Annotated in this window: 23 protein-coding genes; 9 read left to right on the forward strand and 14 right to left on the reverse strand. The window is 61.3% G+C overall.

Annotated elements, in window-relative coordinates; genetic code table 11:
• Positions 1-6 precede the first annotated feature (6 nt).
• Genes CSE6_RS13055 through CSE6_RS13070 form a run of 4 tightly spaced genes read left to right on the forward strand, consistent with a single transcriptional unit; the run spans position 7 to position 3371 of the window.
• Positions 7-945: a hypothetical protein gene (locus CSE6_RS13055; RefSeq protein WP_034396390.1), complete on the forward strand. Its 939-nt coding sequence runs from the start codon at positions 7-9 to the stop codon at positions 943-945.
• A 3-nt stretch (positions 946-948) separates the two neighbouring features.
• Complete coding sequence (locus CSE6_RS13060) at positions 949-1590, forward strand: DUF4375 domain-containing protein (protein WP_034396393.1); 642 nt, start codon at positions 949-951, stop codon at positions 1588-1590.
• Entirely contained in the window at positions 1587-2177 is a 591-nt protein-coding gene (locus CSE6_RS13065; protein ID WP_034396396.1) for an immunity 22 family protein, read from the forward strand. Before CSE6_RS13060 ends, CSE6_RS13065 begins: the two co-directional genes overlap by 4 nt.
• A gap of 30 nt (positions 2178-2207) precedes the next feature.
• On the forward strand, positions 2208-3371 hold the full coding sequence (locus CSE6_RS13070) for a hypothetical protein (protein WP_034396399.1): 1164 nt from the start codon (positions 2208-2210) through the stop codon (positions 3369-3371).
• A gap of 5 nt (positions 3372-3376) precedes the next feature.
• Here the strand turns inward: CSE6_RS13070 and CSE6_RS13075 are convergent, their stop codons facing one another.
• The 5 genes from CSE6_RS13075 to CSE6_RS13095 form a co-directional block, all read right to left on the reverse strand.
• Positions 3377-5152, reverse strand: coding sequence for a bifunctional diguanylate cyclase/phosphodiesterase (locus CSE6_RS13075; protein WP_034378111.1), 1776 nt, complete (start codon positions 5150-5152; stop codon positions 3377-3379).
• A 226-nt stretch (positions 5153-5378) separates the two neighbouring features.
• Complete coding sequence (locus CSE6_RS13080) at positions 5379-5993, reverse strand: SCO family protein (protein WP_034353824.1); 615 nt, start codon at positions 5991-5993, stop codon at positions 5379-5381.
• 6 nt (positions 5994-5999) lie between these two features.
• The gene (cyoE, locus tag CSE6_RS13085) at positions 6000-6923 is read right to left on the reverse strand and encodes a heme o synthase (RefSeq protein ID WP_034396402.1); all 924 of its coding nucleotides are present in this window, start codon (positions 6921-6923) and stop codon (positions 6000-6002) included.
• Positions 6924-6998: 75 nt separating this feature from the next.
• On the reverse strand, positions 6999-7745 hold the full coding sequence (locus CSE6_RS13090) for a hypothetical protein (protein WP_080746969.1): 747 nt from the start codon (positions 7743-7745) through the stop codon (positions 6999-7001).
• Positions 7681-8493, reverse strand: a complete 813-nt coding sequence (locus CSE6_RS13095; protein ID WP_034396405.1) for an SURF1 family protein — start codon at positions 8491-8493, stop codon at positions 7681-7683. Before CSE6_RS13095 ends, CSE6_RS13090 begins: the two co-directional genes overlap by 65 nt.
• 14 nt (positions 8494-8507) lie before the next feature.
• Between CSE6_RS13095 and CSE6_RS13100 the strand changes: the two genes are divergently transcribed.
• Positions 8508-8750, forward strand: a complete 243-nt coding sequence (locus CSE6_RS13100) for a twin transmembrane helix small protein (protein ID WP_034396408.1) — start codon at positions 8508-8510, stop codon at positions 8748-8750.
• Positions 8751-8880: 130 nt separating this feature from the next.
• Here CSE6_RS13100 and CSE6_RS13105 read toward each other — a convergent pair whose 3' ends face one another.
• From CSE6_RS13105 to CSE6_RS13130, 7 genes are all read right to left on the reverse strand, one after another.
• Positions 8881-9762: a cytochrome c oxidase subunit 3 gene (locus CSE6_RS13105; RefSeq protein WP_034353834.1), complete on the reverse strand. Its 882-nt coding sequence runs from the start codon at positions 9760-9762 to the stop codon at positions 8881-8883.
• An 88-nt stretch (positions 9763-9850) separates the two neighbouring features.
• Positions 9851-10048 carry a DUF2970 domain-containing protein gene (locus CSE6_RS13110; RefSeq protein ID WP_003071276.1) on the reverse strand — a complete coding sequence of 66 codons (198 nt, stop codon included), beginning with the start codon at positions 10046-10048 and terminating at the stop codon, positions 9851-9853.
• On the reverse strand, positions 10045-10659 hold the full coding sequence (locus CSE6_RS13115; RefSeq protein ID WP_034353987.1) for a cytochrome c oxidase assembly protein: 615 nt from the start codon (positions 10657-10659) through the stop codon (positions 10045-10047). Before CSE6_RS13115 ends, CSE6_RS13110 begins: the two co-directional genes overlap by 4 nt.
• A 35-nt stretch (positions 10660-10694) precedes the next feature.
• Complete coding sequence (locus CSE6_RS26475) at positions 10695-10805, reverse strand: cytochrome oxidase small assembly protein (protein ID WP_211267687.1); 111 nt, start codon at positions 10803-10805, stop codon at positions 10695-10697.
• Between the two features lie 10 nt (positions 10806-10815).
• A complete protein-coding gene (ctaD, locus tag CSE6_RS13120) occupies positions 10816-12459 on the reverse strand; it encodes a cytochrome c oxidase subunit I (RefSeq protein WP_003071270.1) in 1644 nt (547 codons plus the stop codon).
• 34 nt (positions 12460-12493) lie between these two features.
• The gene (coxB, locus tag CSE6_RS13125; RefSeq protein ID WP_034396411.1) at positions 12494-14068 is read right to left on the reverse strand and encodes a cytochrome c oxidase subunit II; all 1575 of its coding nucleotides are present in this window, start codon (positions 14066-14068) and stop codon (positions 12494-12496) included.
• Between the two features lie 580 nt (positions 14069-14648).
• Positions 14649-15557, reverse strand: coding sequence for a class I SAM-dependent methyltransferase (locus tag CSE6_RS13130; protein WP_034353990.1), 909 nt, complete (start codon positions 15555-15557; stop codon positions 14649-14651).
• 86 nt (positions 15558-15643) lie between these two features.
• Here CSE6_RS13130 and CSE6_RS13135 point away from each other — a divergent pair, with 86 nt between their 5' ends.
• The 3 genes from CSE6_RS13135 (at position 15644) to CSE6_RS13145 (ending at position 17410) form a co-directional block, all read left to right on the forward strand.
• Positions 15644-16384: a ComF family protein gene (locus CSE6_RS13135; RefSeq protein ID WP_034353845.1), complete on the forward strand. Its 741-nt coding sequence runs from the start codon at positions 15644-15646 to the stop codon at positions 16382-16384.
• Between the two features lie 70 nt (positions 16385-16454).
• A complete protein-coding gene (gene trmL / locus CSE6_RS13140) occupies positions 16455-16949 on the forward strand; it encodes a tRNA (uridine(34)/cytosine(34)/5-carboxymethylaminomethyluridine(34)-2'-O)-methyltransferase TrmL (RefSeq protein ID WP_034396414.1) in 495 nt (164 codons plus the stop codon).
• A 152-nt stretch (positions 16950-17101) separates the two neighbouring features.
• Positions 17102-17410 carry a DUF4148 domain-containing protein gene (locus CSE6_RS13145; RefSeq protein WP_034353851.1) on the forward strand — a complete coding sequence of 103 codons (309 nt, stop codon included), beginning with the start codon at positions 17102-17104 and terminating at the stop codon, positions 17408-17410.
• Positions 17411-17513: 103 nt separating this feature from the next.
• On the opposite strand, the gene CSE6_RS13150 is transcribed toward CSE6_RS13145, so the two are convergent.
• Positions 17514-17978, reverse strand: coding sequence for a MaoC family dehydratase (locus CSE6_RS13150; protein WP_034353854.1), 465 nt, complete (start codon positions 17976-17978; stop codon positions 17514-17516).
• A 133-nt stretch (positions 17979-18111) separates the two neighbouring features.
• Positions 18112-18744, reverse strand: coding sequence for a LysE family transporter (locus tag CSE6_RS13155; protein WP_034353858.1), 633 nt, complete (start codon positions 18742-18744; stop codon positions 18112-18114).
• 204 nt (positions 18745-18948) lie between these two features.
• On the opposite strand from CSE6_RS13155, the gene kefC reads away from it, so the two are divergent.
• Positions 18949-20841, forward strand: a complete 1893-nt coding sequence (kefC, locus tag CSE6_RS13160) for a glutathione-regulated potassium-efflux system protein KefC (RefSeq protein WP_034396417.1) — start codon at positions 18949-18951, stop codon at positions 20839-20841.
• Positions 20842-20848 lie beyond the last annotated feature (7 nt).

Below are 20848 nucleotides of genomic sequence, written 5' to 3' on the forward strand. Positions count from 1 at the left end.
GGATTCATGAAGAACGAGTTCAACGACCATGTCTGGGACGAGCGCGACCCCAGCCCCTGGCTGGCGCTCTACCTCGACCAGAGCACGCCTTTGCCCGATGACGTCAAGGCCGCCTGGCTACGCGACTGCAGCAGCAGCTCGCGCCAGTTCTTTCTGCCGGCCATGCGGCCGCTGGCGCGGCTGTCCATGATCATCATTCAGGCGCTGAAGATCTTTCTGCCCAAGCGCTGGTCGCACTCCATGCTGCTGCACCGCCTGCTGGCCTTCGGCATGAAGAAGTTTCTCTCGCCAGAGGCCAACTGGCTCATCATGCGCCACTTTCATCTGGGCTCCCAGGTACTAGCCTTCGTCGCCGCCAATGCCCCGACCAAGGTCAGCACCGCGCCATTGATGCCCATGGAAATCGACGATGTAAAGGACGAGCTGTTTCTCAAGCACGACCTCAACCTCTTCAACTTCGTGATTCGCCTGAACAAGGCACTGCGCGAGAACGGGCAAGAACTGGTGCCCGTGGCTGAGCCCGATTTCTCCATGATCCGCGAGCCCGATCTCAGGCTCGAAGACATGCCGCGCGGGCGCTTCAACGTCATCGACCTGCAAAGCGCCATCGAGCTGTACACGCCCATCTACCAGTTGCTGCTGACCGACAACGACTTCTGGCGCGCCAGCAACTCGCTGCAGCTCGACGAAACCGTTGCCATTTACTGCGCCAAAATTCTGGCCTCGCCCGAGCATCTGGTGCTGCTCAACAACAAGCATCCCATGGTGCCGCTGTCCACCCTGTATGCGGCCTACCGCCTGGTGCTGCACGGCCTGTCCACCGAGATGCTGCACTCGCTGCTGACACGCATGGCCAACGGCGAGCACCCTGTCCCCGCGCGCGAGCTGGCCAAGATGCACCAGGCCGCCGAGACGGTGATGGATCAGACCGCCGCACAAAGCTGAACCATGAACCCACAAAGCAACCGCATCACAGGCGTTCGCATCGACGAGCAGACCATCTGGCTTGCACTGGCCGACGGACGTGAACTGGCCGAGCCCATCAAGCGGCATATCCGCCTGGAAAGCGCCGCGCCCGAGCAACGCCTAGCATGGGCGCTGACCGATGAGGATCACGGTCTGAACTGGCCGGCACTGTGGCAGCCCTCTGCTGCAGGCATGGTCAGCGTCTGGGACCTGGATCAGGACAGTCTCTACAACCAGGCCATGGGCGCGCTGCTCGCCGCCCAATGGGACATCACCCGGATATCCCCGGTCCAGCATGAGCTGGTGGCTCTATGGCGCATGGAAGCCGATATCAACAACGGCGGCTTTCTGCAGTTTCTGGGCAACTGGGGGCTGGCCAACCATCAGCTCACCCTGCAGGCTCTGCAGGCCATAGGCGCGCCCATCACGCGCCAGTGTCTGCAGGACATGTTTGCGGTGCTCAAGCGCTTCGAAGAGGGCCCAGAAAATGTGGACTACTCCGATCTGCCAGCACTGCTGACGGATGCCGAGCATGAGCAGTTGCAGGAGCTCGAAGAAGCCTTCTGGGACTACCCGGAGCCCCTGAACAAGCTGGTGGTCATGCACTACGGACCCGTCCAATGAAATCTGAAAACAAATCCGGCAAGACCTATTCGCTGGCATTTCGCAAGGCTCTGGTGGACGAAGCGCTGAACCGCACACCCGGCGGCGGGTTTCCGGAGCTGGAAAAGCGCCACCGTCTCAAGCCTGGAACCCTGTTCGACTGGGTCGAGGAGCTGGGTCCGACACCGCCGCCCGCGCCTTTTTCCGCATTGCATTTCTGGATCGGCAATACGCCGCTGGGCGAGGCGGAGTTTGGCCGCTACTTCGACTATGCAGACAGCTACTGGGATCTGGAAGTCGAAGATATCGAAAGCAGCAGCGAAGATGTCACGGGCTGCGGCTTCTGCCGGGATCTGGGCAGGAAGTTTCTGTTCGACGAAGACCTGCTGCTGATGATCTGGCTTCCCGAGCCTGTTCCTGTCTCTGCCTTGGTGAGCCACAGCACTCTGGACTCCGACACATCGCTCGCGCTCATCGTGCAGGCCTGCGAGGCCCAGGGCATTCACACGGCCAACGCCATGTTTGTCTATGCCGACCCCACCGAGCAGATCACCGATCCGGAAAAGCTCTACAACGGACTGAGCTACATCGGTCTTTTTGACGACTGACGCAGCTCAGACTCTTTTTTCATCTTCTTCATGCAAGACTTGATTGCCCAGATTTCGCAGCAATGGCTGCAGCTGCCGGATTGCCAGGCCGAACACAAGGACGCTGCCAGAACACGCATTACCAGCAACGTGGCAGCCGGCTTCATGGATGTCGAATTCTTTGTGCACCACGGTGGCAACGGCGCTTTCTCGGCCACCCGCTATGAGGAGGCCATGCAGTTGGACGCGGAGCACAGGCTGCATGCCTGGATCACGCTGCGCGATGCGGCCAGTGAAGTCATACACCATGAAGTCAGCTGCAACCCCGGGCGCTTTGCACAGCTGCTGCATGAATGGCGTGCAGCGCCTGATGCAGCACCGGCACAGGTCACCATCCAGGCCATGGCCCGCAGTCCATATACCGACGAGACCGAAGCCTGTGTACCTGCGATGGATCAGGATCTGAACCTCGGCATGCTGGACACGCTTGCCGATGCCGGGCCGGCGCTCGAACAGCTGCAGGCCGATGTGGCGGCCATCGACCCCGTGCGCCTGCTTCAATCCTGGCCGCGCGATGATCGCGGACGACTTGCGGCGCGCACCACCGCCATACTCGCGGCCTATGGCCCTGCCACCCGCAAACGCCAGCCCTGCCTGATGGTTCGATCGGTCATGCAGTCAAAGATGCCCCACTGGCAATTGCTTCTGTCGTCCGAGTTTCTCTACAACTGCCGCCATCAATGGAGTGATGCCCGCTGGCTGTGGTCGCCATCAGAGGCCCCCAAGGACTCGGCTCTGGAGCGCAAGGCACGCAATCTGATGGCACAGGGCAAGGTCAGCGAGGCCTGCGCCCTGTATGGCATCGAGCTGCACGAACGCGTGCGAAGACTTGCCGCCGGTCAGTCATTCCAGCGCTTCTCGCCCGCGCCAGAGCCCTGGGCGCAAGAGCTGCGAGCCGCTCTTCTGCAACTGGCTCCGTGGCGTCTCACGGCAGGCCTGCAACGCATACAGGAGCACCTGATTCAGGCCAACCGCAAGCCGCCCAAGCCCGGCAGCTGGGAGCGCAAGCTGTTCTGGTTCTCGGGCCAGCGCCAACAGGCGCGTTGGGGCCCCGGAGTGCGCTTCGACGAAGATGGCAAGCCGGTGCTGGACCTGATCGTCACCGCATCCAACGAGCATTTTCCCGAGCCTGACTGGAAGCAGCAGCCACGCTAATCCCGTCAAACCACTGCCAGCCAGTCCCGCACCTGCTCGGCGGGCATGGCGCGCGAATGCAGCCAACCCTGGAAAAACTCGCAGCCGATGTCGCGCAGCAGCTGCAGCTGATCGAGTTCTTCGACACCTTCGGCAACGACCTCCAGATCCAGCGCATGGGCCATATGCACAATGCCGCCCATCAGCCGGTCCCGACAAGGCGAGGGAAACAGAAACTCCCGCCCCAGCTTGACGCGCTGCAGCGGCAGATATTGCAGATAGGCCAATGACGAATGGCCGGTGCCGAAATCATCCAGCGCAATCGTTACTCCCAGCCGCGCCAGAGCCTGCAGCACTTCGCTCCCCTGAGCGGGATTGATCATGGCCTGGGATTCGGTTACCTCCAGCTCCAGCCATTGCGGCGGTACCTGATAGCGCTGCAGACAGCTGCTGACCTGCTCGACCAGATTCACCTGCCGCAGTTGATAGGCAGAAAGATTGACCGCTACCCGCAACGGCGTACCTGCCTTGAGCCACAAAGCGATCTGCTTGCAGGCTGCGTCGAGCACATAGTTGCCCAGAGCCACGATCTGGCCCGAGGCCTCGGCCACCGGGATAAAGCGCGCCGGACTGACATTGCCCAGCAAGGGATCATGCCAGCGCAGCAAGGCCTCCACAGCCACCACTGCGGCACTCTCGACCTTGACCTGAGGCTGGTAATGCAGTTGCAAGCCACCATAGCTGAGCGCCATGCGCAGGCGCTCGGCCAGTTGCACGCGTTCGGCCATTTCCTTGCCCATGGCGGGTTCGAAAAACACCGCATGGCCGCGCCCCTGGCCCTTGGCGCTGTACATGGCCATATCGGCGAAGCGCATCAGGTCGTCGCCGGTCTGCGCATCGTCGGGATAAAGGGCAATGCCCACGCTGGCACCAAAATCCAGCGCCAGCCCGTCATGCTTGAAGGGGATGGAGAGCGCCGCCAGTATCTGCTCGCTCCAGAAGCGGGCCCGGGCCGCATTCTCACCCACCAGCAGCACCATGAATTCGTCGCCACCCAGGCGTGCCAGCACGCCCTCGCTGCGCAGCTGGGACTTCAGCCGCCTGGCGACCTCCCGCAGCAGCTGATCGCCTGCGGCATGGCCGTAGCCGTCATTGATGGCCTTGAAGTTGTCGAGATCAAGTTGCAGCAGGGCCAGTGCTTCGCCGTCGGCCTGCGCCAGCTTGAGTTGCTCCTGCAGCTCCTGGCCGAATTGCCAGCGATTGTTGAGGCCGGTCAAGGTGTCCTTGGTAGCCTGGAACTTCAGGCGTTGCTGCATCTGATGCAGCTCCGTCACATCGCGCACAAAGGCTATGGCCAGACCTTTGTCGTCATCGCCAAAATAGCCAAGAGCAATGTCCACCGGCACGGCATTGCCCTGCTTGCGCTGCAGCCACAGCACGCCGCCCAGCCCCATGGGCCGGCGCGATGGCTGGGCGAAGTAGCTGCGCAGGTAATGGCCATGCCCGGCCTGAAACTCGGGCGGCAGCAGCATGTCCAGCGCCTGCCCTTCGAGCTCGCCGCGCCCGTAGCCTGAAATGGCCTGCATGGCGGCATTGGCCGTCACGATGTTACCGTTGCGGTCCACCAGCAAAATGCCGTCCGGAGCGGCATCCAGCGCCTGCTGCTCACGCCGGCTCAGCATGACGGAAAGACTCACCCCCTCCTGCCAGGCCGACATGGCCAGCCGCAGCCGGCGCTGGCAATCCGCCAGCGCTGGTTCAGACACCGGTTTGAGCATTGAAGAAAAAGGGCACTCGGCCATACACGGACTCCAGATATCCACTCTGGCGTCCCTGCGTGCAGCCACTTCCCATGCTGCATCAACGGCCTACATGCCCAACTCTAGACGAGTCGGATCGAGCCTTGCCAAGTGTTTGAAGTCGCTCACTATGCGCGCGACATCGCATGCTCTCCTTGCGCTATATCAAACACCAACATGTAACAATAAATTTCAAAACCCGAGGCCAATGCCGCCGATGGCGACCGCTTCAGCCCAGCAGTGCCTTCACGTCCTGAGTCAGCAACTGCGGCCCCGCGCCGTAGCGCTCGTACACGCGCAAGCGGCCCTGGGGATCGAAAAGATAGGTACCGGCCGAATGATCGAGGGTGTAAGTTCCGTCAACCTTGCCTGGCACCTTCTTGAAGAAAATCTTGAAATCCTTGGCCACGGCAGCAATCTCCTCTACCGTACCGCTGAGCCCCACAAAGCTCTCATCGAAGTTGGCCAGATAGGCCTTGAGCACCTCAGGCGTATCACGCTCGGGGTCCAGCGACACAAACACGGCCTGCAGCTTGTCGCCATCGGCTCCCAGCGCCTGCTTGACTTCAAGCAACTCCTGCAGCGTGGTGGGGCAGACATCGGGGCACTGGGTGTAGCCGAAGAACACGGCAACCACCTTGCCCGAGAAGTCCTTGAGACTGCGTTTTTTTCCGTGGACATCGGTGAGCGGAATGTCCTTGGCGTAGTCTGCACCCGTCACATCCACGCCCTGAAACTTGGGCTTGCTATCGTCCTTGCAGCCAGTCAATGTCAATGTGGCCGCACCGGCCAGTGTTGCGGCGCCTAAAGCGCCGAGTACGCGCAGCGCACCTCGTTTATCCATGATCGGTCAGGCCAGGTAATGATCCACCAGCAGCGCGGCAAACAGCAGGCTCAGATGGATCAGGGAAAAGCGGAAGGTCTTGCGTGCCAGCGCATCCGAGTAGTTGCGCAGCAGTGCCCAACCATAACCGCAAAAGCCCAACCCCAGAATCACTGCGGCAAAAAGGTAGAGATAGCCGCTCATGCCCACCACAAAAGGCAGCAGACAGCCGGCGAACAGCACCAGGGTATAGAGAAACACCTGCAGCCGCGTGAAGGCATTGCCATGCGTGACCGGCAGCATGGGCAGACCGGCGCGGCGGTAATCCTCCACTCGGTACAGCGCCAGCGCCCAGAAATGCGGCGGCGTCCAGAGAAAGATGATGAGAAAAAGCAGCAGGGCTTCATGCCCTACCTGTCCAGTCATCGCCGCCCAGCCCAGAACGGGCGGCATGGCACCCGATGCCCCGCCGATGACAATGTTCTGCGGCGTCAGAGGTTTGAGCACCAGGGTATAGATCACTGCGTAAGCAATGAAGGTGGCCAGTGTCAGCCACAGCGTGAGAGCATTCACGGCCAGCAGCAAGATGGCGGAACCTGCGGCGCACAGCAAGGCCGAAAACAGCAAGGCCTGGGAATGCGAGAGCTCGCCGCGTGCCGTGGGCCGCCAGGCCGTGCGCTTCATGCGCGCATCGATGCTGCGCTCGACCAGGCAGTTGAAGGCCGCTGCCGCCGCAGCCACCAGCCAGATGCCTGTGCAGGCCGCCAGCATGCGCCCCCAGTCCTGCCAGCCGGGAACGCCCGGCACTGCCAGCACCATGCCGATGAAGGCGCAGAAGACGATGAGCTGCACCACCTTGGGCTTGGTCAGCGCGTGGTACTGCGCCCAGCGCGAAGCAGCAGTTCCCGCCGCCGAAGCAGCGCCTTTCAACTCCGAGATTTCTACCTGCATGCGGCCCTCCTCGCTGACTGTGATTCAGATGGCTGGCAGTGCCTTGCGAAAGCAGGCTAAAGCCGGTTTCAACACCTATTTGCGTGCTGCATCGGCCGTAGCCCGTCCGGCCTCGTCCCATGAGGCAGAGGCGCGCAGCAGCCGCTCCAGATCGCGCTTGGCCTTGCCGGCCGTGGCTTTGTCCATGCTTGCAGGAAAGCGCATCATCCAGTGGCCCTGCGGATCGACCACATACAGATGCTCGCCCAGCGCGTGCCCCGCCTCGGGCTTGAGCCAGTTGCCGATGACTGCAGCGGGCACACGCAGCGTTGTGGCTTGCTCGGCAGCAGGCAGGATTTTTTCAGGCACAGGCTGCTGGTCGCTGATGAGCCAGACCCAGTCCAGCCGGTCTTTTTCACGGCCCAGGGTTTCACGCAGCTGACGCTGCAGATAGAGATGATCCTGACAGCGTTGCCCACAGTTCCCAGCACTGGTGCTGAGCAGCAACCACTGGCCCTTGAGGCTGCTCAGATTCACGCTGCGGCCGTCCAGCGTCTGCCCCTGCACTTCGGGCAGGCCGGGCTGCTCGGCAATCAGCTCGCCATAACTGCGCTGCTGCGAGGGACGCAACACGTAATAGGTGAAGTAGGAGGCCAGCACCGGCGCCGCACAGACCAGCAGCACAGCCAGCATCTTCCAGCGACCGCTTCGCGCCTGCATCTGCCGTGCCTGGCTCTGTGCGGGATCGGGCAGGCCGTGGACCGCAAAGCTCAGCGGTTCATCCCTCGGGCTGCGCTGCGCGGCGGCCGGGGTAAAAGCGTCGGACGAGTTGAAACCAGACATAGAGCAACACCACCAAGACACTGAGTCCGAACCACTGAAAGGCATAGCCGTAGTGCTTTTGCACACCGGCATTGATCTGCGGCCAGTCGCGCAGCAAACCTTCGCTGGCGCTGCCGCTTTGCACCACGCTCAGAGCCAGCAGCGGCAAGCCACCTTGCTGCGCCCACAGGGCAATGTCTGCATTCTGTCGGATGCGCGACTTTTGCTCATCAGGGTCTGCCCCTCCATGGGCCGCTTCCAGCTCCATCAGTCTGGACGGCGGTGCCTCCAGCCGGCCCTCTATGCTGACCAGGCCTGAAGGCGTCTGCACCTCGGGCAGGAGCGCGCGGTCCATGAAGTTGCGTGGTGCCCAGCCACGCTGCACAACGACGACCCTGTGCCCGTGAGGCGCACTCAGTCTGAAAGGCGTGAGCACATAGAAGCCGGCTCTGCCCTGCATCTGTCGGTTGTCGAGAAAGATGGTCTGCTCGGCCAGCCACTGGCCCTGCAGTTGCACGGGTCGATGCAGCAGCGTCGCCTGTTGCGCTTGGCCGATGGATTCGGATGCCAGCGGCACTTCTGCTGCCAGCTGTGCGTTATGCCAGGGCTCCAGCGCCTGCTGGCGCGTGATGGCATCGAAAACAGCCTGCTTCTGCGCTGCCCGGCCCAGCTGCCAAAAGCCCAGCGATGCAGTGACGGCCACGCAGGCCAGGGCCGCCAGGGAGATCAGGAGAAACCGCCAGAGGTCTGGAAATCGGGAAATGCGCACCAGATAATCCGTTCATGAAATTCGTGATCATTCTCGCTTTTCTCGCCATCTTGGCGAGCCTTGGCAGTGCGCTGTTCTTCATGATGCGCAGGGGCGACGGCGGCGAAAGCTCGGAGGCCGACGATGCCGAACGCAGCCGCAAGATGTTTCGCGCCCTGGCCCTTCGCGTGGCTTTGTCGATTGCGCTGTTTCTCTGCGTTCTGCTGGCGGCCAAGATGGGGTGGATACAGCCCACGGGCTGGCAGCCCGGGCAATAGCCGGTTTGCCTGAGCGCTTTTGTCGCTCTCAAAATAAAAGCACCTTGCGCTTTCCATTCATTGATTTCAGCACTATTTGATACTGAAATCAATTCAGGACTTACGCAAGGCGCTTCTGTTTTTGATGGTCTTACATCCAGTACACGAGGATGTAGAGAAAGACCCAGACCACGTCCACAAAGTGCCAGTACCAGGCCGCACCTTCGAAGCCGAAGTGGTGCTTGTCGGTAAAGTCGCCCTTCATCAGGCGGATGGTGATGAAGAACAGCATCAGCATGCCCACCAGCACGTGAAAGCCGTGAAAGCCCGTCAGCATGTAGAAGGTCGAACCGAAAACACCGGAGTTGAGCTTGAGGTTGTAGTCGTTGTAGAGATGGTGGTACTCGTAGCCCTGCACGCAGAGGAAGACAAAGCCCAGAATCACCGTCATCCACATGAAGCTGATGCAGCGCGCGCGGTTGTTGATCTGCAGCGCATGGTGGGCGATGGTCAGCGTCACGCCCGAGCTCAGCAGCAGCGCCGTGTTGATGGTGGGCAGCCAGAACGGGCCCACGGTCTTGAAGGGCTCGACAATATTCGCGGGCGACGCCGTGGCACCGGGGGCAACGCTGGGCCACACGGCCTGAAAGTTGGGCCACAGCAGCTCGTTGGCCAGGCTGCCCAGCGCTGGCACCGAGTGCGCGCGAGCCCACCACAGCGCAGTGAAGAAGGCTCCGAAAAACATCACCTCAGAGAAGATGAACCAGCTCATGCTCCAGCGGTAGGACAGGTCGATCTTGCGGCTGTTGAGTCCGGCCTCGCTTTCGCGCGCTGCATCGCGGAACCAGACGAACAGCACGGCCAGCCACCAGACCAGACCGACGAACAGGGAATACATTCCCCATTCGTGACCATTGATCCAGGTGCCTGCGCCCAGAATCACAAAGAACAGACCGATGGCCGCCATCACGGGATGGCTGGATTCGGCTGGCACATAGTAGTAAGGGGTTGCGCCCTGCGGGGTTGCACTCATCACTCGGCTCCTGACTCTGTTGATCGTTGTTTTGACCGACGCTCCACTATCACTTGCACTGCATTCGCCACACCTGTTTCAGCCAAGGCTAAACGACCAGGTTGACGATCCATATCAACGCTAATACCAAGGCAAAAATCGCCACCAGCCCCACGGCAATCACATGCAGCGGCGTGATGCTGGCGAAATCCTTCTCGTACTCCTTGCCCTTGCGCACGCCCAGCATGGCCCAGGCGACGGCAACAATGCTGCGCCAGAATCCGGTCTTCTTGACGTCCTGAGTCATGAACTGCCTCCGGGCGTGACGACCGCAGCCGTGCTGGCATCGGGCGCTGCCGGGGTCTTGCCGCCGACCTCGAAGAATGTGTAGGACAGCGTGATGGTCTTCACATCCTTGGAGATGCGCGGATCGATGACGAAGGCCACCGGCCATTCACGCTTCTCGCCGGGCTCCAGCGTGTACTGCGAAAAGCAGAAGCACTCCAGCTTGTTGAAGAAGGCCGTGGCCTGGCGCGGCGCATAGCTGGGGATGGCCTGGGCGGCCATGCGCCGGTTCTGCACGTTCTGGAACTCGTACATCACCGTGGCCAGCTCGCCGGGGTGAACCTGCACCGAACGCATGGCCGGCTTGAAGTCCCAAGGACCGCGAGCATTGGCATCGAACTCCACGGTGATGGTGCGGCTGGTGTCGATCTGGCTGTTGGGCGGAAGCTTCACGTCGCGGCCCGCCACGCCGGCGCCGGGCACCTGCTTTTCGGACAGCGACAGGATGTTGATGCCCGTCAGCTCGCAGATATGCTTGTAGATGGGTATCAGCACATAGCCAAACGCAAACATGCCCAGGGCAACGATCGCCAGCTTGCCCACCATCTTCGCGTTTTCCTTGGCTATGCTCACCTCAAGCTCCTCCACTCGGTTGCCATCGGGCTGCCTCAATGCAGCCAGGCCATCTTCACCACAAAGCCGATAAAGAACACGGCAGCCGTGGAGGCCAGGATCAGCCCCAGCCTCAGGTTGTTCTTGCGTTGCTCCTGTGTCGTCATACGCGCCTCCTCAGGCTATCACCTTGGTCGCGGTTTCATCGAGCTTGGGTGGCGTCTCGAAGGTGTGGAACGGAGCCGGAGAAGGCACTTCCCATTCCAGGCCCTCGGCCGCTTCCCAGGGTTTTTGCGGTGCCTTCTCGCCATGACCGCGCATGGCGGGCCAGACGACGAACAGGAAGAAGTACACCTGCATCAGACCGAAGCCAAAGCCGCCGATGGAGGCAATCATGTTGAAGTCGGCGAACTGCATGGGGTAGTCGGCATAGCGACGCGGCATGCCGGCCAGACCCAGGAAGTGCATGGGGAAGAAGGTGATGTTGAAGAAGATCAGCGAGCCCCAGAAGTGGATGCGGCCGCGCGTTTCGGAATACATCACGCCCGTCCACTTGGGCGACCAGTAGTAATAGCCGGCAAACATGGAGAACAGCGAACCTGCCACCAGCACATAGTGGAAGTGGGCCACCACGTAATAGGTGTCCTGCAGCTGGATGTCGATGGGCGCCATGGACAGGATCAGTCCCGTGAAGCCCCCCATGGTGAACACGAAGATGAAGCCTACGGCGAACAGCATCGGGGTTTCAAAGCTCATGGAGCCGCGCCACATGGTGGCCGTCCAGTTGAACACCTTCACGGCCGTGGGCACGGAGATCAGCATGGTCGCGTACATGAAGAACAGCTGACCCGTGACCGGCATGCCAGTGGTGAACATATGGTGCGCCCAGACGATGAAGGACAGGATGGCAATCGCCGCCACGGCATAGACCATGGAGGTGTAGCCAAACAGCTTCTTGCGGCTGAAGGCGGGCACGATCTGGCTGACGATGCCGAAGGCCGGCAAGATCATGATGTAGACCTCGGGGTGGCCGAAGAACCAGAAGATATGCTGGTACATCACCGGATCGCCGCCACCCGCAGGATTGAAGAAGCTGGTGCCGAAGTGGCGGTCGGTCAGCGTCATGGTGATGGCGCCGGCCAGCACCGGCATCACGGCGATCAGCAGGTAGGCGGTAATCAGCCAGGTCCAGGCAAACAGCGGCATCTTCATCAGCGTCATGCCGGGCGCGCGCATGTTCAGGATGGTGACGATGATGTTGATCGCGCCCATGATGGAGCTGGCACCCATGATGTGCATGGCAAAGATGCTGGTGTCCATGGAAGGGCCCATCTGCAGCGTCAGCGGCGCATACAGCGTCCAGCCGGCCGCAGGCGCACCGCCGGGCATGAAGAACGAGCCCACCAGCATGATGCCGGCAGGAATCAGCAGCCAGAAGCTGAAGTTGTTCATGCGCGCAAACGCCATGTCGGACGCACCGATCTGCAGCGGCAGCATCCAGTTCGCGAAGCCCACAAAGGCCGGCATGATGGCGCCGAACACCATGATCAGACCGTGCATGGTGGTGAGCTGGTTGAACAGCTCGGGGTTGACGATCTGCAAACCGGGCTCGAACAGCTCGGCACGGATCAGCATGGCCAGAATGCCTCCCACCATCAGCATGGTGAAGGAGAACAGCAGGTACATCGTTCCGATGTCCTTGTGATTGGTGGCAAACAGCCAGCGGCGCCAGCCAGAGGGCATGGCGTGGTGATGGTCGTCGTGCCCATGGTCGTGACCATGGCCCTCATGGGTGTGGACGGGAGGAACTACGGCGCTCATATTCTTTTCTCCAATCGGTCTCTATACCCGGGGCTTACTTCGCGGCCGTGATGTCAACACGGCGTGCCTGCTGGTCCGATCCTGCCGCAGCCGTGATGGTCTCGGGCTTGCGCAGCTCGATGCGGTCACCGGCAATGCCGCTGTCCTCCAGCAGCTTGGCCACGGCCTTGGCTCGCTCCTTGGCCAGCTCCGCGTTCTTGTCGGCGTTGCCGGTGGAGTCCACAAAGCCCGACAGAGCAATCTTGCCGTCCTTGTGGGCACTCCAGTACTCGGCCGCCTTCTTCACCGCAGCCTGAGCCTTGTCGTCCAGAACGCTCTTGCCGGTCTCGAAAAAGACTTGATAAGGGCCGGCGTCGCTGGCGGCAGCGGCTGCACCTTGCGCAGGGGCTGCAGAGTCAGCCGCAGGAGCTGCGGGTGCAGCACTGCCTCCGCCTTCAGGGAATTTGCCGCCACGCGCTGCCACGAACTGGGCGGGCTGCACCAGCTGACCGGTCTGGTTGCTCCAGTGGTTCTTGGCAAAGGTCACCACTGCGGCCAGTTCGGTGTCGCTTAGCTGCTTCCAGGCCGGCATGGCACCGTTGGCGCGGCCTTCGAGCACGGCGTGCATCATGTCGGCCGTGGGGCCCAGGACCACGGGACTGCCATCCAGCGGCTTGATGGGACCGGCTCCCTTGCCATTGGCCTGGTGGCAGGCAGCGCAGTTGGCGGCATAGACTTTTTCGCCACGTGCCACCAGATCGGCCAGCACCCAGACCTTGTTCGGGTCATCGGCCTTGGCGGCCAGCTTCTTCTTCTCTCCGGCCACCCAGGCGCTGTAGGCTTCGGCAGACAGCACCTTCACATGGATGGGCATGTAGGCATGCTCCTTGCCGCACAGCTCGGCACACTGGCCGTAGTAATCGCCGGTCTTCTCGGCCTTGAACCAGGTATCGCGCACAAAGCCGGGAATCGCGTCCTGCTTGATGCCAAAGGCCGGCACCATGAAGGAGTGGATCACATCGTTGGCCGTGGTGATGATGCGCACCTTCTTGCCCACGGGCACGACCAGCGGGTTGTCGACCCTGAGCAGGTAGTCGTTGGGCGCATTGCTCACATCGCCGCTGTTGGACATCTGGCGCTGGGCGTTATCCAGCGTGGAAACAAAGCCCAGGCCTTCGCCCTCGCCGCTCAGATAGTCATAACCCCATTTCCACTGATAGCCGGTGGCCTTGATGGTGAGGTCGGCATTGGTCGTGTCCTTCTGTGCCACCAGCACCTTGGTGGCGGGCAGCGCCATCAGAATCACGATGATGAAGGGAGCCACCGTCCAGGCCACTTCCACCTTGACCGATTCATGGAAGTTCGCGGCCTTGGCCCCCTGGGATTTGCGGTGCTTCCAGATAGAGTAGAACATCACCCCGAACACCGCGATAAAGATCACCGTGCAGATGATGAGCATCATCCAGTGCAGCCAGTGCTGCTCCACGGCAATGCGTGTCACAGGCGGATGCAGATTGAGCTGGTTGACGGCAGGGCCTCCCGGCAGATCCTGCGCCGCATAGGCCATGGAACTACCCCACGCCGCCAAGGCCAAACTCCAGGGAACCAGCTTGGTGGAAATGTTTTTCATCGTTTTCACTTACCTCTAAGCCTCAGTTGTCCACTCGCTCACACCGCTTCGTGCCGCTGCCGGCCAGAAGGCTGTGACACTCACACTACCTCGCGAACTTCAACGCAGCATGCCCCAGAATTTGATAGCACTGTCTGCGCGCATTCACTAATGCATGTACCGGAAACCCATGCCAATCGACCTTGCGTAGGCAGGCCTGACCGGACTTGAAACTCGTACTGGCAAGCGCATCTCACGGCAAGTGCCGGACATGGCTGAAACTGGCCTGGCAGCCAAGACAGAAGGGAAGAAGATGGAACGCCCCTGCACCGCGACAACCGCCGGGCACAGGGATGCGTCAGCGCAGCAAAAGGCTGGCTTGTGGTGATGATGAAATGCGAAAACCGGCCGCTGTCGAACCCGCTGGCCAGTCCCCTTGGCAAAGCGAAACACCCGATATCTCCCCTGGCGGCTTGGGCCGCACTGTCTGGTTTCCTTCAGGCAGGAGAGAAGCCCGAAGGATTGCTACTATCCATGAAATAACTTGGGGAAATTGTAGGCAGCTTTGTGTCGAATCAATGACCGGAAAACGACAGATGTGCTATCGCAAACCCGTGTTGCGGGGCTGCTTGAGCATGGCCTTCATGTCTTCCAGCGACACGGCGCTGTTGGCTTCCAGACGCAGCTTGGGCTGCGGTTTGTAGGCATGGCCATAAACGATCTCGAAGGTCAGCGAGAGCTGTCCATCGGGCTGCTTGTCGGCCCAGCGCTCCGCCATTTTCTGCAGCAGCTCGGCCTTCCAGCCACGGCCGCGCAGACCGGCAAAACGCCCTGGGTGCAGATTTCGGCCCAGTTCGCGCAGTTCCTGCAACAGACGCTGCGGCGTGGCAAAGGTCAGGGTGATGCGCTCCATGTCCATCACCGGCTCGGCAAAGCCGGAATGCACCAGCATGTCACCCCAGTCATGCATATCGGTAAACGTATGACCTGCCGGCCCCCAACCGAGTTCGGCGTAGAGCCTGTGCAGCTGCTGCACGGTATCCGGCCCGAGGCAGGAGAACATGACATAGCCATCGACCTTGAGTGCCTTGTGCCAGCCCTCGATCAGAGTCTGCGGATCGGCTGCCGTATGCAGCAGCATATTGGCCCAGAGCATGTCCATGCTGGCATCTGCGGGCGCTCCCATCTGCACGGCAGCCCCCTTCCAGCGCGAGAGCTGCCACCAGCGGCTGCCGAGCTTGTCCTGGGCCACGGCCTCGCGGCGGGCTACGGGTTCATAGATCGTGCATTCGGCCTGCGGATAGCGCTCGCGCAGCAGATGGTGAGCCTGCATGCCACCTCGCACCGGCTCCCAGTGGCACCATTGCTCAGGCGGCTTCACTATCCAGTCCAGTCGCTGCTGCATGCGACTGGCCACCTCTTCGTGCAACCACGGGGATTCGGCCGGAGCGGCCATTTGCCAATGGTTTGCAGCTGCAGAATCAATTGTTGGAGGCAGGACGTGGGACATGGGCAGACAAAAGCAGGCAGAGAGTCGAGCGAGCCGCTCACCAACTGCCGGAGTGAAGATCAATGCGGCGCGAGTATATTGATTCCATGCCCGACCTTCATGCGACATGGCTTTCACACCTGCGCCGCCAGCAGCAGCGATGGCTGGATGCCTTGCCCAGCCAGTGCGCAGTCTGTGGACGCTGGCCGGGGCCGCGTATCTGCCGCGACTGCCATGCACGCTGGGCCCAGCATAAGCACCGCTGCCACAGCTGTGCCCTGCCGCTGCCGGCTCTGGTCAGCCTCTGCGGCAACTGCCTCAAGCAACCACCCCGACTCAAGCGCTGCACCGCCGCGCTGGACTATGCCTACCCCTGGCAAAACCTCATCACACGCTACAAATTTCAGGCCGATCTGGGGTTGGCGCGCAGCCTGGGCAGGCTGATGGCCAGTCACCCTGAAGTCAGGGAGCAGTTGCGGGCCTGCGATGCCTTGCTGCCCATGCCGGCCTCCGCACAGCGCGTGCGCGAGCGCGGCTTTGACCACAGCCTGTTGCTGGCACGCTCCCTCTCGGAGCAATACGACAGGCCTTTGCCCTTGCTGAGCGAGACTGTGCAGCGCCAACATCTGGAGTTGCCCCAACATGCCTCCAGCCGGGAACAAAGACTGCGCCAGCTGCGCGGCATTTTCAGCCTCACCCCGGCTCGACAGGCTCTGGTGAAAGGACGGGAGATTTTGCTGCTCGACGACGTGATGACCACCGGCGCCACGCTGGATGCACTGGCCGGCTGCCTGCTATCGGCCGGCGCGGCATCGGTCAGCGCCGTCGTGCTGGCACGCACGCCTTGACCCATATCCGCCAGTCTGGAACTGCGGAGGCGGCAGCGTGGGTAAAAGCCGGGCTGCACAATAGCGCCCCATGTTTCATATCGTTCTTGTGGCGCCCGAAATCCCTCCCAACACGGGCAATGTCATCCGTCTGGCCGCCAATACAGGTTGCAGCCTGCATCTGATCGAGCCGCTGGGCTTTTCCATGGAAGACCGGCATATGCGCCGCGCCGGACTGGACTATCACGAGTACGCCAATGTGGCCCGCCACGCCAATTGGGACGCCTTCCTCGAAACCTGTCAGCCGCAGCGCGAGCGCATGTTCGCCATGACCACGCATAGCAGCAGCCCGGCCCATGCCATGGAATTCAAAGCTGGCGACTGGCTGGTCTTTGGCTCTGAAAGCAAGGGCCTGCCACCCGAGGTGCGCGTCCAGTTCCCCAACGAGCAGCGACTGCGCCTGCCCATGCTGGCATCTCAGCGCAGCCTGAACCTATCCAATGCCGTGGCCGTGACAGTGTTCGAAGCCTGGCGCCAGCAGGGCTTCGCGGGAGCTGCCCTTGCAGAGCCCAAGACAGCTCTTTAAGTTCCCGCTTATTGTCTCTATTTTCGGAACAATAAGTTGCGCAACAAGGGGTTTTTCTCGCAATTAGATCGTCCTAAAGTACGACTCATGGACTTGCAGCCGACCGACGATATCCGCCAGGACTGCAGGCCCGACGTACCAAAGGACGAATCATGAAATACGCCAACCGCTTTGCCATCGTTGCCGCCCTGGCCATGTCCGCCGCCGCTGCACAGGCTGCAAGCTTTGACTTCACCGGCGATCACTACCCTCCCGAAGTTGCAAGTCAATCCACCCTGACCCGTGCCCAGGTCAATGCCCAGGTGCAGGACGCCATGGCCAAGGGCCAGCTGCAACTCGTTGGCGATGCCTATCTGCCCCTGTCCCAGCAACAGCAATCCAGCAACCTCAGCCGTGAGCAAGTGCGCCAGGAAACCATTGCCGCAGGCAAGGCCGGTTTGCTGGACAACTATGGCGAATGACGGACTCTGCGCAGCACCCTGCTTTGCGAGGTGCGGCTCAATAACAAAGCCCCAAGGCGCAAGCCAAGGGGCTTTTTTCATGGCTTGAAAATTACACCGCGAATCAGGCCGCCGCACCAAAGCTGCGCGCCAGCGACTCAGCCACGCACACAGGCTTGTCGCTGCCCTCGCGCTCCACCGTCACCAGCCAGGTCATCTGGACGCCGGCCGGCTCGATGCGCTCCGCCGCCTGCAATGTCATGCGGGCCCGCAAGCGGCTGTTGACAGGCACCGGGGCCATGAAGCGCACACGGTTGAGCCCGTAGTTCACTCCCATCTTGGCGCCTTCGATCTTGAAAGTGCCTTCGAAGAACTGAGGCAGCAGGGACAGCGTGAGAAAGCCATGGGCAATCGGCGCGCCGAACGGCCCCTGAGCCGCACGCTCGGGGTCGGTATGGATCCACTGCTGATCGCCCGTGGCATCGGCAAACATTTGAATCTGGGCCTGTGTGATGGTGATCCAGTCGCTGACGGCGACTTCCTGCCCAATCGAGGCCAGCACTTCGGAGTAGGAGCGAAAGGTTTTCATACCCCCCAATGTAGAAGCCCCCTGCCCTGTGCCATGTCTGACGCGGGACAAGGGGCTTACCCTAGATTATTCGATCAAATATGCCGCTGGCTCAATCTATTCATACGCTTGCAGCTACGCTTTTTAAAGCGGATCAGGCTTCGCTGGAGCGCTGAACAAAAAACAGGCCTGTGCCTACGGCCATCAGCAGGCCGCCGAACACGCGGTTCTGGTTGCGCATGGCGCGTGCGCTGCGCATCAGGCCGCGCAAGGCGCTGGCGCCTGCGGCATAGCCGTGCATCACCGTGGTGTCCACCGCCAGCATGGTCACGGCCAAAATCGCCAGTTGCGGAGCCAGAGGACGGCTGGTGGTCATGAACTGGGGCAGCACGGCCACCATGAAGATGATGCCCTTGGGATTGGTGGCATTGGTCAGAAAGCCCATCAGTACGCGCTTTTTGAGACTGGCCTCGGGCACGGCCTCTTGCGCTGCCAGCGGCGAGCCGCCGGAGCGCCACTGGCTGATGCCCAGATAGATGAGATAGCCGGCACCCACGATCTTGACGGCATTGAAGGCCAACTCGGACGCCATGAGCAGCGAGCCCACACCGGCACCTGCTATCAACAAGATGAGCAGCAGCCCGAGCTGCAGACCCATGATGGTGGCGCTGGTCTTGCGCACGCCGTAGGACAGGCCATGACTCATGGACAGCACAGCCCCCGACCCTGGCGAAACCGCGATGATCCAGGAGGCCACAAAAAAAGCAAACCAGGTGTGCAGATCCATACTCACTCCAAACGCCGATCTAAAGCGCCAGTCACAAAGCGCCTATCTTAAAAGTTGCGCTGTCAACTTGCAGACGCATGGTTGACCTGACGCTATAAGCACCAGGTAAACATTCGTGCCATTTTTCTTTCTGTCAAAAATCTGACGCTTGGCTGCGGGTGCCAAAATGGAATCCCTCTAGGGTTAACACCACATAACATTCCCATGGAACACGGCTCTCCCATCTGGCTGACTTACGGCTTCATCTATCTTACGGCGGCGGTTCTGGCCGTCCCCATCGCCAGAGCCCTGGGCCTGGGAGCCATCATCGGCTACCTGGGCGCAGGCATTGCCATGGGTCCCTGGGGTTTTGCCCTCGTGCGCAATGTGGACGACATCCTGCACTTTGCCGAGTTCGGCGTGGTGCTGATGCTGTTCGTGATCGGACTTGAGCTGCAGCCCAAGCGCCTCTGGGAGCTGCGGCGACCGATCTTCGGCTGGGGCATGGCGCAAATGGCGGTCTGCACCGGCATTCTGTTTCTGGCCGCATGGGCCTTTGGTCTGTCGTGGCGCGTCAGCCTGATTGCGGGCATGGGCCTGGCCTTGTCGTCCACCGCTGTCTGCCTGCAGATCATGGCCGAGCGCAATCTGATGCGTACTCCCAGCGGACAGGCAGCCTTCTCCATCCTGCTGTTCCAGGACGTGGCGGCCATCCCCATCCTGGCGTTGATTCCGATTCTGGGTGCTTACAAGGCTGCCCATGGCAGCCACGGGGACAGCCATGTCTGGCTGGCCATTCTCAAGACCGTGGGCACGATTGGCGCCGTCATCATCGGTGGCCGATTGCTGCTGCAACCTCTGCTGCGCTGGATTGCGCGCAGCAAGACTCCCGAGATCTTCACCGCCACTTCCTTGTTGTTGGTCGTAGGCATCGCCATGCTGATGACACAGGTGGGCCTGTCCATGGCGCTGGGCGCCTTCCTGGCCGGCGTGCTGCTGGCCGACAGCGAATACCGCAGCGAGCTGGAAACCAATATCGAGCCGTTCAAAGGACTGCTGCTGGGCCTGTTCTTCATGGCCGTGGGCATGAGCATCGACTTTGGCGTCATCCTCCAGTCTCCCTGGGCCATGGCCGCCATGGTTACGGGCTTTATTGCACTGAAGGCAGTGATGATCTTCGGCTTGGCCAAATTCATGCAGATTCCCTGGCGCGAACGCCCGGTGTTCACGCTGATGCTGGCGCAAGGCGGCGAATTCGCCTTTGTGGTGTTCCAGACAGCCGCGCAGTACAAGGTGTTTCGCCACAGCGTCTCGTCCATGCTGGTCGCGGCCGTGGCTCTGTCGATGCTGCTGGGCCCGCTGCTGCTGGTGCTGCTGGACAAACTGCTGCTGCGCCGCTTTTCCACCATCAGTGACGAGGAATGCGGCATGGAGAAGGCCCAGGAAATCTCCGAGCCTCAGGACTCGCCCATCATCATTGCCGGCTTCGGCCGCTACGGCCAGATCGTGGCTCGCGTGTTGCTGGCCCAGGGCATACGCCCCACCATCCTGGACCACAGCGTGGAAATGCTGGAGGCCGCGCAGATCTATGGCCACCGGGTGTTTTACGGCGATGCCACTCGCATGGACCTGCTGCGCATTGCGGGCGCAGCCAAGGCTCATGTACTGGTGATTGCCGTCGACACTCCCGAGCAGTCCCTCAAGATAGCCAGCCAGGTACGCAAGCATTTCCCCAATCTGGAGATCGTGGCCCGCACCCGGGATCTCAATCACTGGTTCCAACTGCGCGACCTGGGTGTGGAGCATGCCCAGCGTGAAGTGTTCGAGTCCAGCCTGATCTCGGCCCAGTCGGTGCTGGAACTGTTAGGTCAGAGTCCGGCCGAGGCCAAACGCATCACGGCACGCTTCAGGGAGCACAATCTGGCTCTGGCCGAGCGCATGTACCCGCATTACAAGGACAAGAACCAGCTGATTGCGGTGGCCAAGCAGGGCCGCCAGCAACTGGTGGAGCAAATGGCCAAGGAACGTGCCGATCTCCTGGCTGACAACGCAGAAACACCAGATACCGCCCTGGCCAGCGAGCAAGACCACAGTCCGGCTGATGCCCGGCAGCCGTGATACGCTG

The organism is Comamonas sp. E6, assembly GCF_001010305.1.
In the GTDB taxonomy this organism is placed as follows: domain Bacteria; phylum Pseudomonadota; class Gammaproteobacteria; order Burkholderiales; family Burkholderiaceae_C; genus Comamonas; species Comamonas thiooxydans.

Bases quoted from the DNA above. Each gene is read 5' to 3' on its own strand.
- CSE6_RS13055 (WP_034396390.1), top strand. From the start codon at position 7: ATGAAGAACGAGTTCAACGACCATGTCTGGGACGAGCGCGACCCCAGC.
- CSE6_RS13060 (WP_034396393.1), top strand. From the start codon at position 949: ATGAACCCACAAAGCAACCGCATCACAGGCGTTCGCATCGACGAGCAG.
- CSE6_RS13065 (WP_034396396.1), top strand. From the start codon at position 1,587: ATGAAATCTGAAAACAAATCCGGCAAGACCTATTCGCTGGCATTTCGC.
- CSE6_RS13070 (WP_034396399.1), top strand. From the start codon at position 2,208: ATGCAAGACTTGATTGCCCAGATTTCGCAGCAATGGCTGCAGCTGCCG.
- CSE6_RS13075 (WP_034378111.1), bottom strand. From the start codon at position 5,152: ATGGCCGAGTGCCCTTTTTCTTCAATGCTCAAACCGGTGTCTGAACCA.
- CSE6_RS13080 (WP_034353824.1), bottom strand. From the start codon at position 5,993: ATGGATAAACGAGGTGCGCTGCGCGTACTCGGCGCTTTAGGCGCCGCA.
- cyoE (WP_034396402.1), bottom strand. From the start codon at position 6,923: ATGCAGGTAGAAATCTCGGAGTTGAAAGGCGCTGCTTCGGCGGCGGGA.
- CSE6_RS13090 (WP_080746969.1), bottom strand. From the start codon at position 7,745: ATGTCTGGTTTCAACTCGTCCGACGCTTTTACCCCGGCCGCCGCGCAG.
- CSE6_RS13100 (WP_034396408.1), top strand. From the start codon at position 8,508: ATGAAATTCGTGATCATTCTCGCTTTTCTCGCCATCTTGGCGAGCCTT.
- CSE6_RS13105 (WP_034353834.1), bottom strand. From the start codon at position 9,762: ATGAGTGCAACCCCGCAGGGCGCAACCCCTTACTACTATGTGCCAGCC.
- CSE6_RS13110 (WP_003071276.1), bottom strand. From the start codon at position 10,048: ATGACTCAGGACGTCAAGAAGACCGGATTCTGGCGCAGCATTGTTGCC.
- CSE6_RS26475 (WP_211267687.1), bottom strand. From the start codon at position 10,805: ATGACGACACAGGAGCAACGCAAGAACAACCTGAGGCTGGGGCTGATC.
- ctaD (WP_003071270.1), bottom strand. From the start codon at position 12,459: ATGAGCGCCGTAGTTCCTCCCGTCCACACCCATGAGGGCCATGGTCAC.
- coxB (WP_034396411.1), bottom strand. From the start codon at position 14,068: ATGAAAAACATTTCCACCAAGCTGGTTCCCTGGAGTTTGGCCTTGGCG.
- CSE6_RS13130 (WP_034353990.1), bottom strand. From the start codon at position 15,557: ATGTCCCACGTCCTGCCTCCAACAATTGATTCTGCAGCTGCAAACCAT.
- CSE6_RS13135 (WP_034353845.1), top strand. From the start codon at position 15,644: ATGCCCGACCTTCATGCGACATGGCTTTCACACCTGCGCCGCCAGCAG.
- trmL (WP_034396414.1), top strand. From the start codon at position 16,455: ATGTTTCATATCGTTCTTGTGGCGCCCGAAATCCCTCCCAACACGGGC.
- CSE6_RS13145 (WP_034353851.1), top strand. From the start codon at position 17,102: ATGAAATACGCCAACCGCTTTGCCATCGTTGCCGCCCTGGCCATGTCC.
- CSE6_RS13150 (WP_034353854.1), bottom strand. From the start codon at position 17,978: ATGAAAACCTTTCGCTCCTACTCCGAAGTGCTGGCCTCGATTGGGCAG.
- CSE6_RS13155 (WP_034353858.1), bottom strand. From the start codon at position 18,744: ATGGATCTGCACACCTGGTTTGCTTTTTTTGTGGCCTCCTGGATCATC.
- kefC (WP_034396417.1), top strand. From the start codon at position 18,949: ATGGAACACGGCTCTCCCATCTGGCTGACTTACGGCTTCATCTATCTT.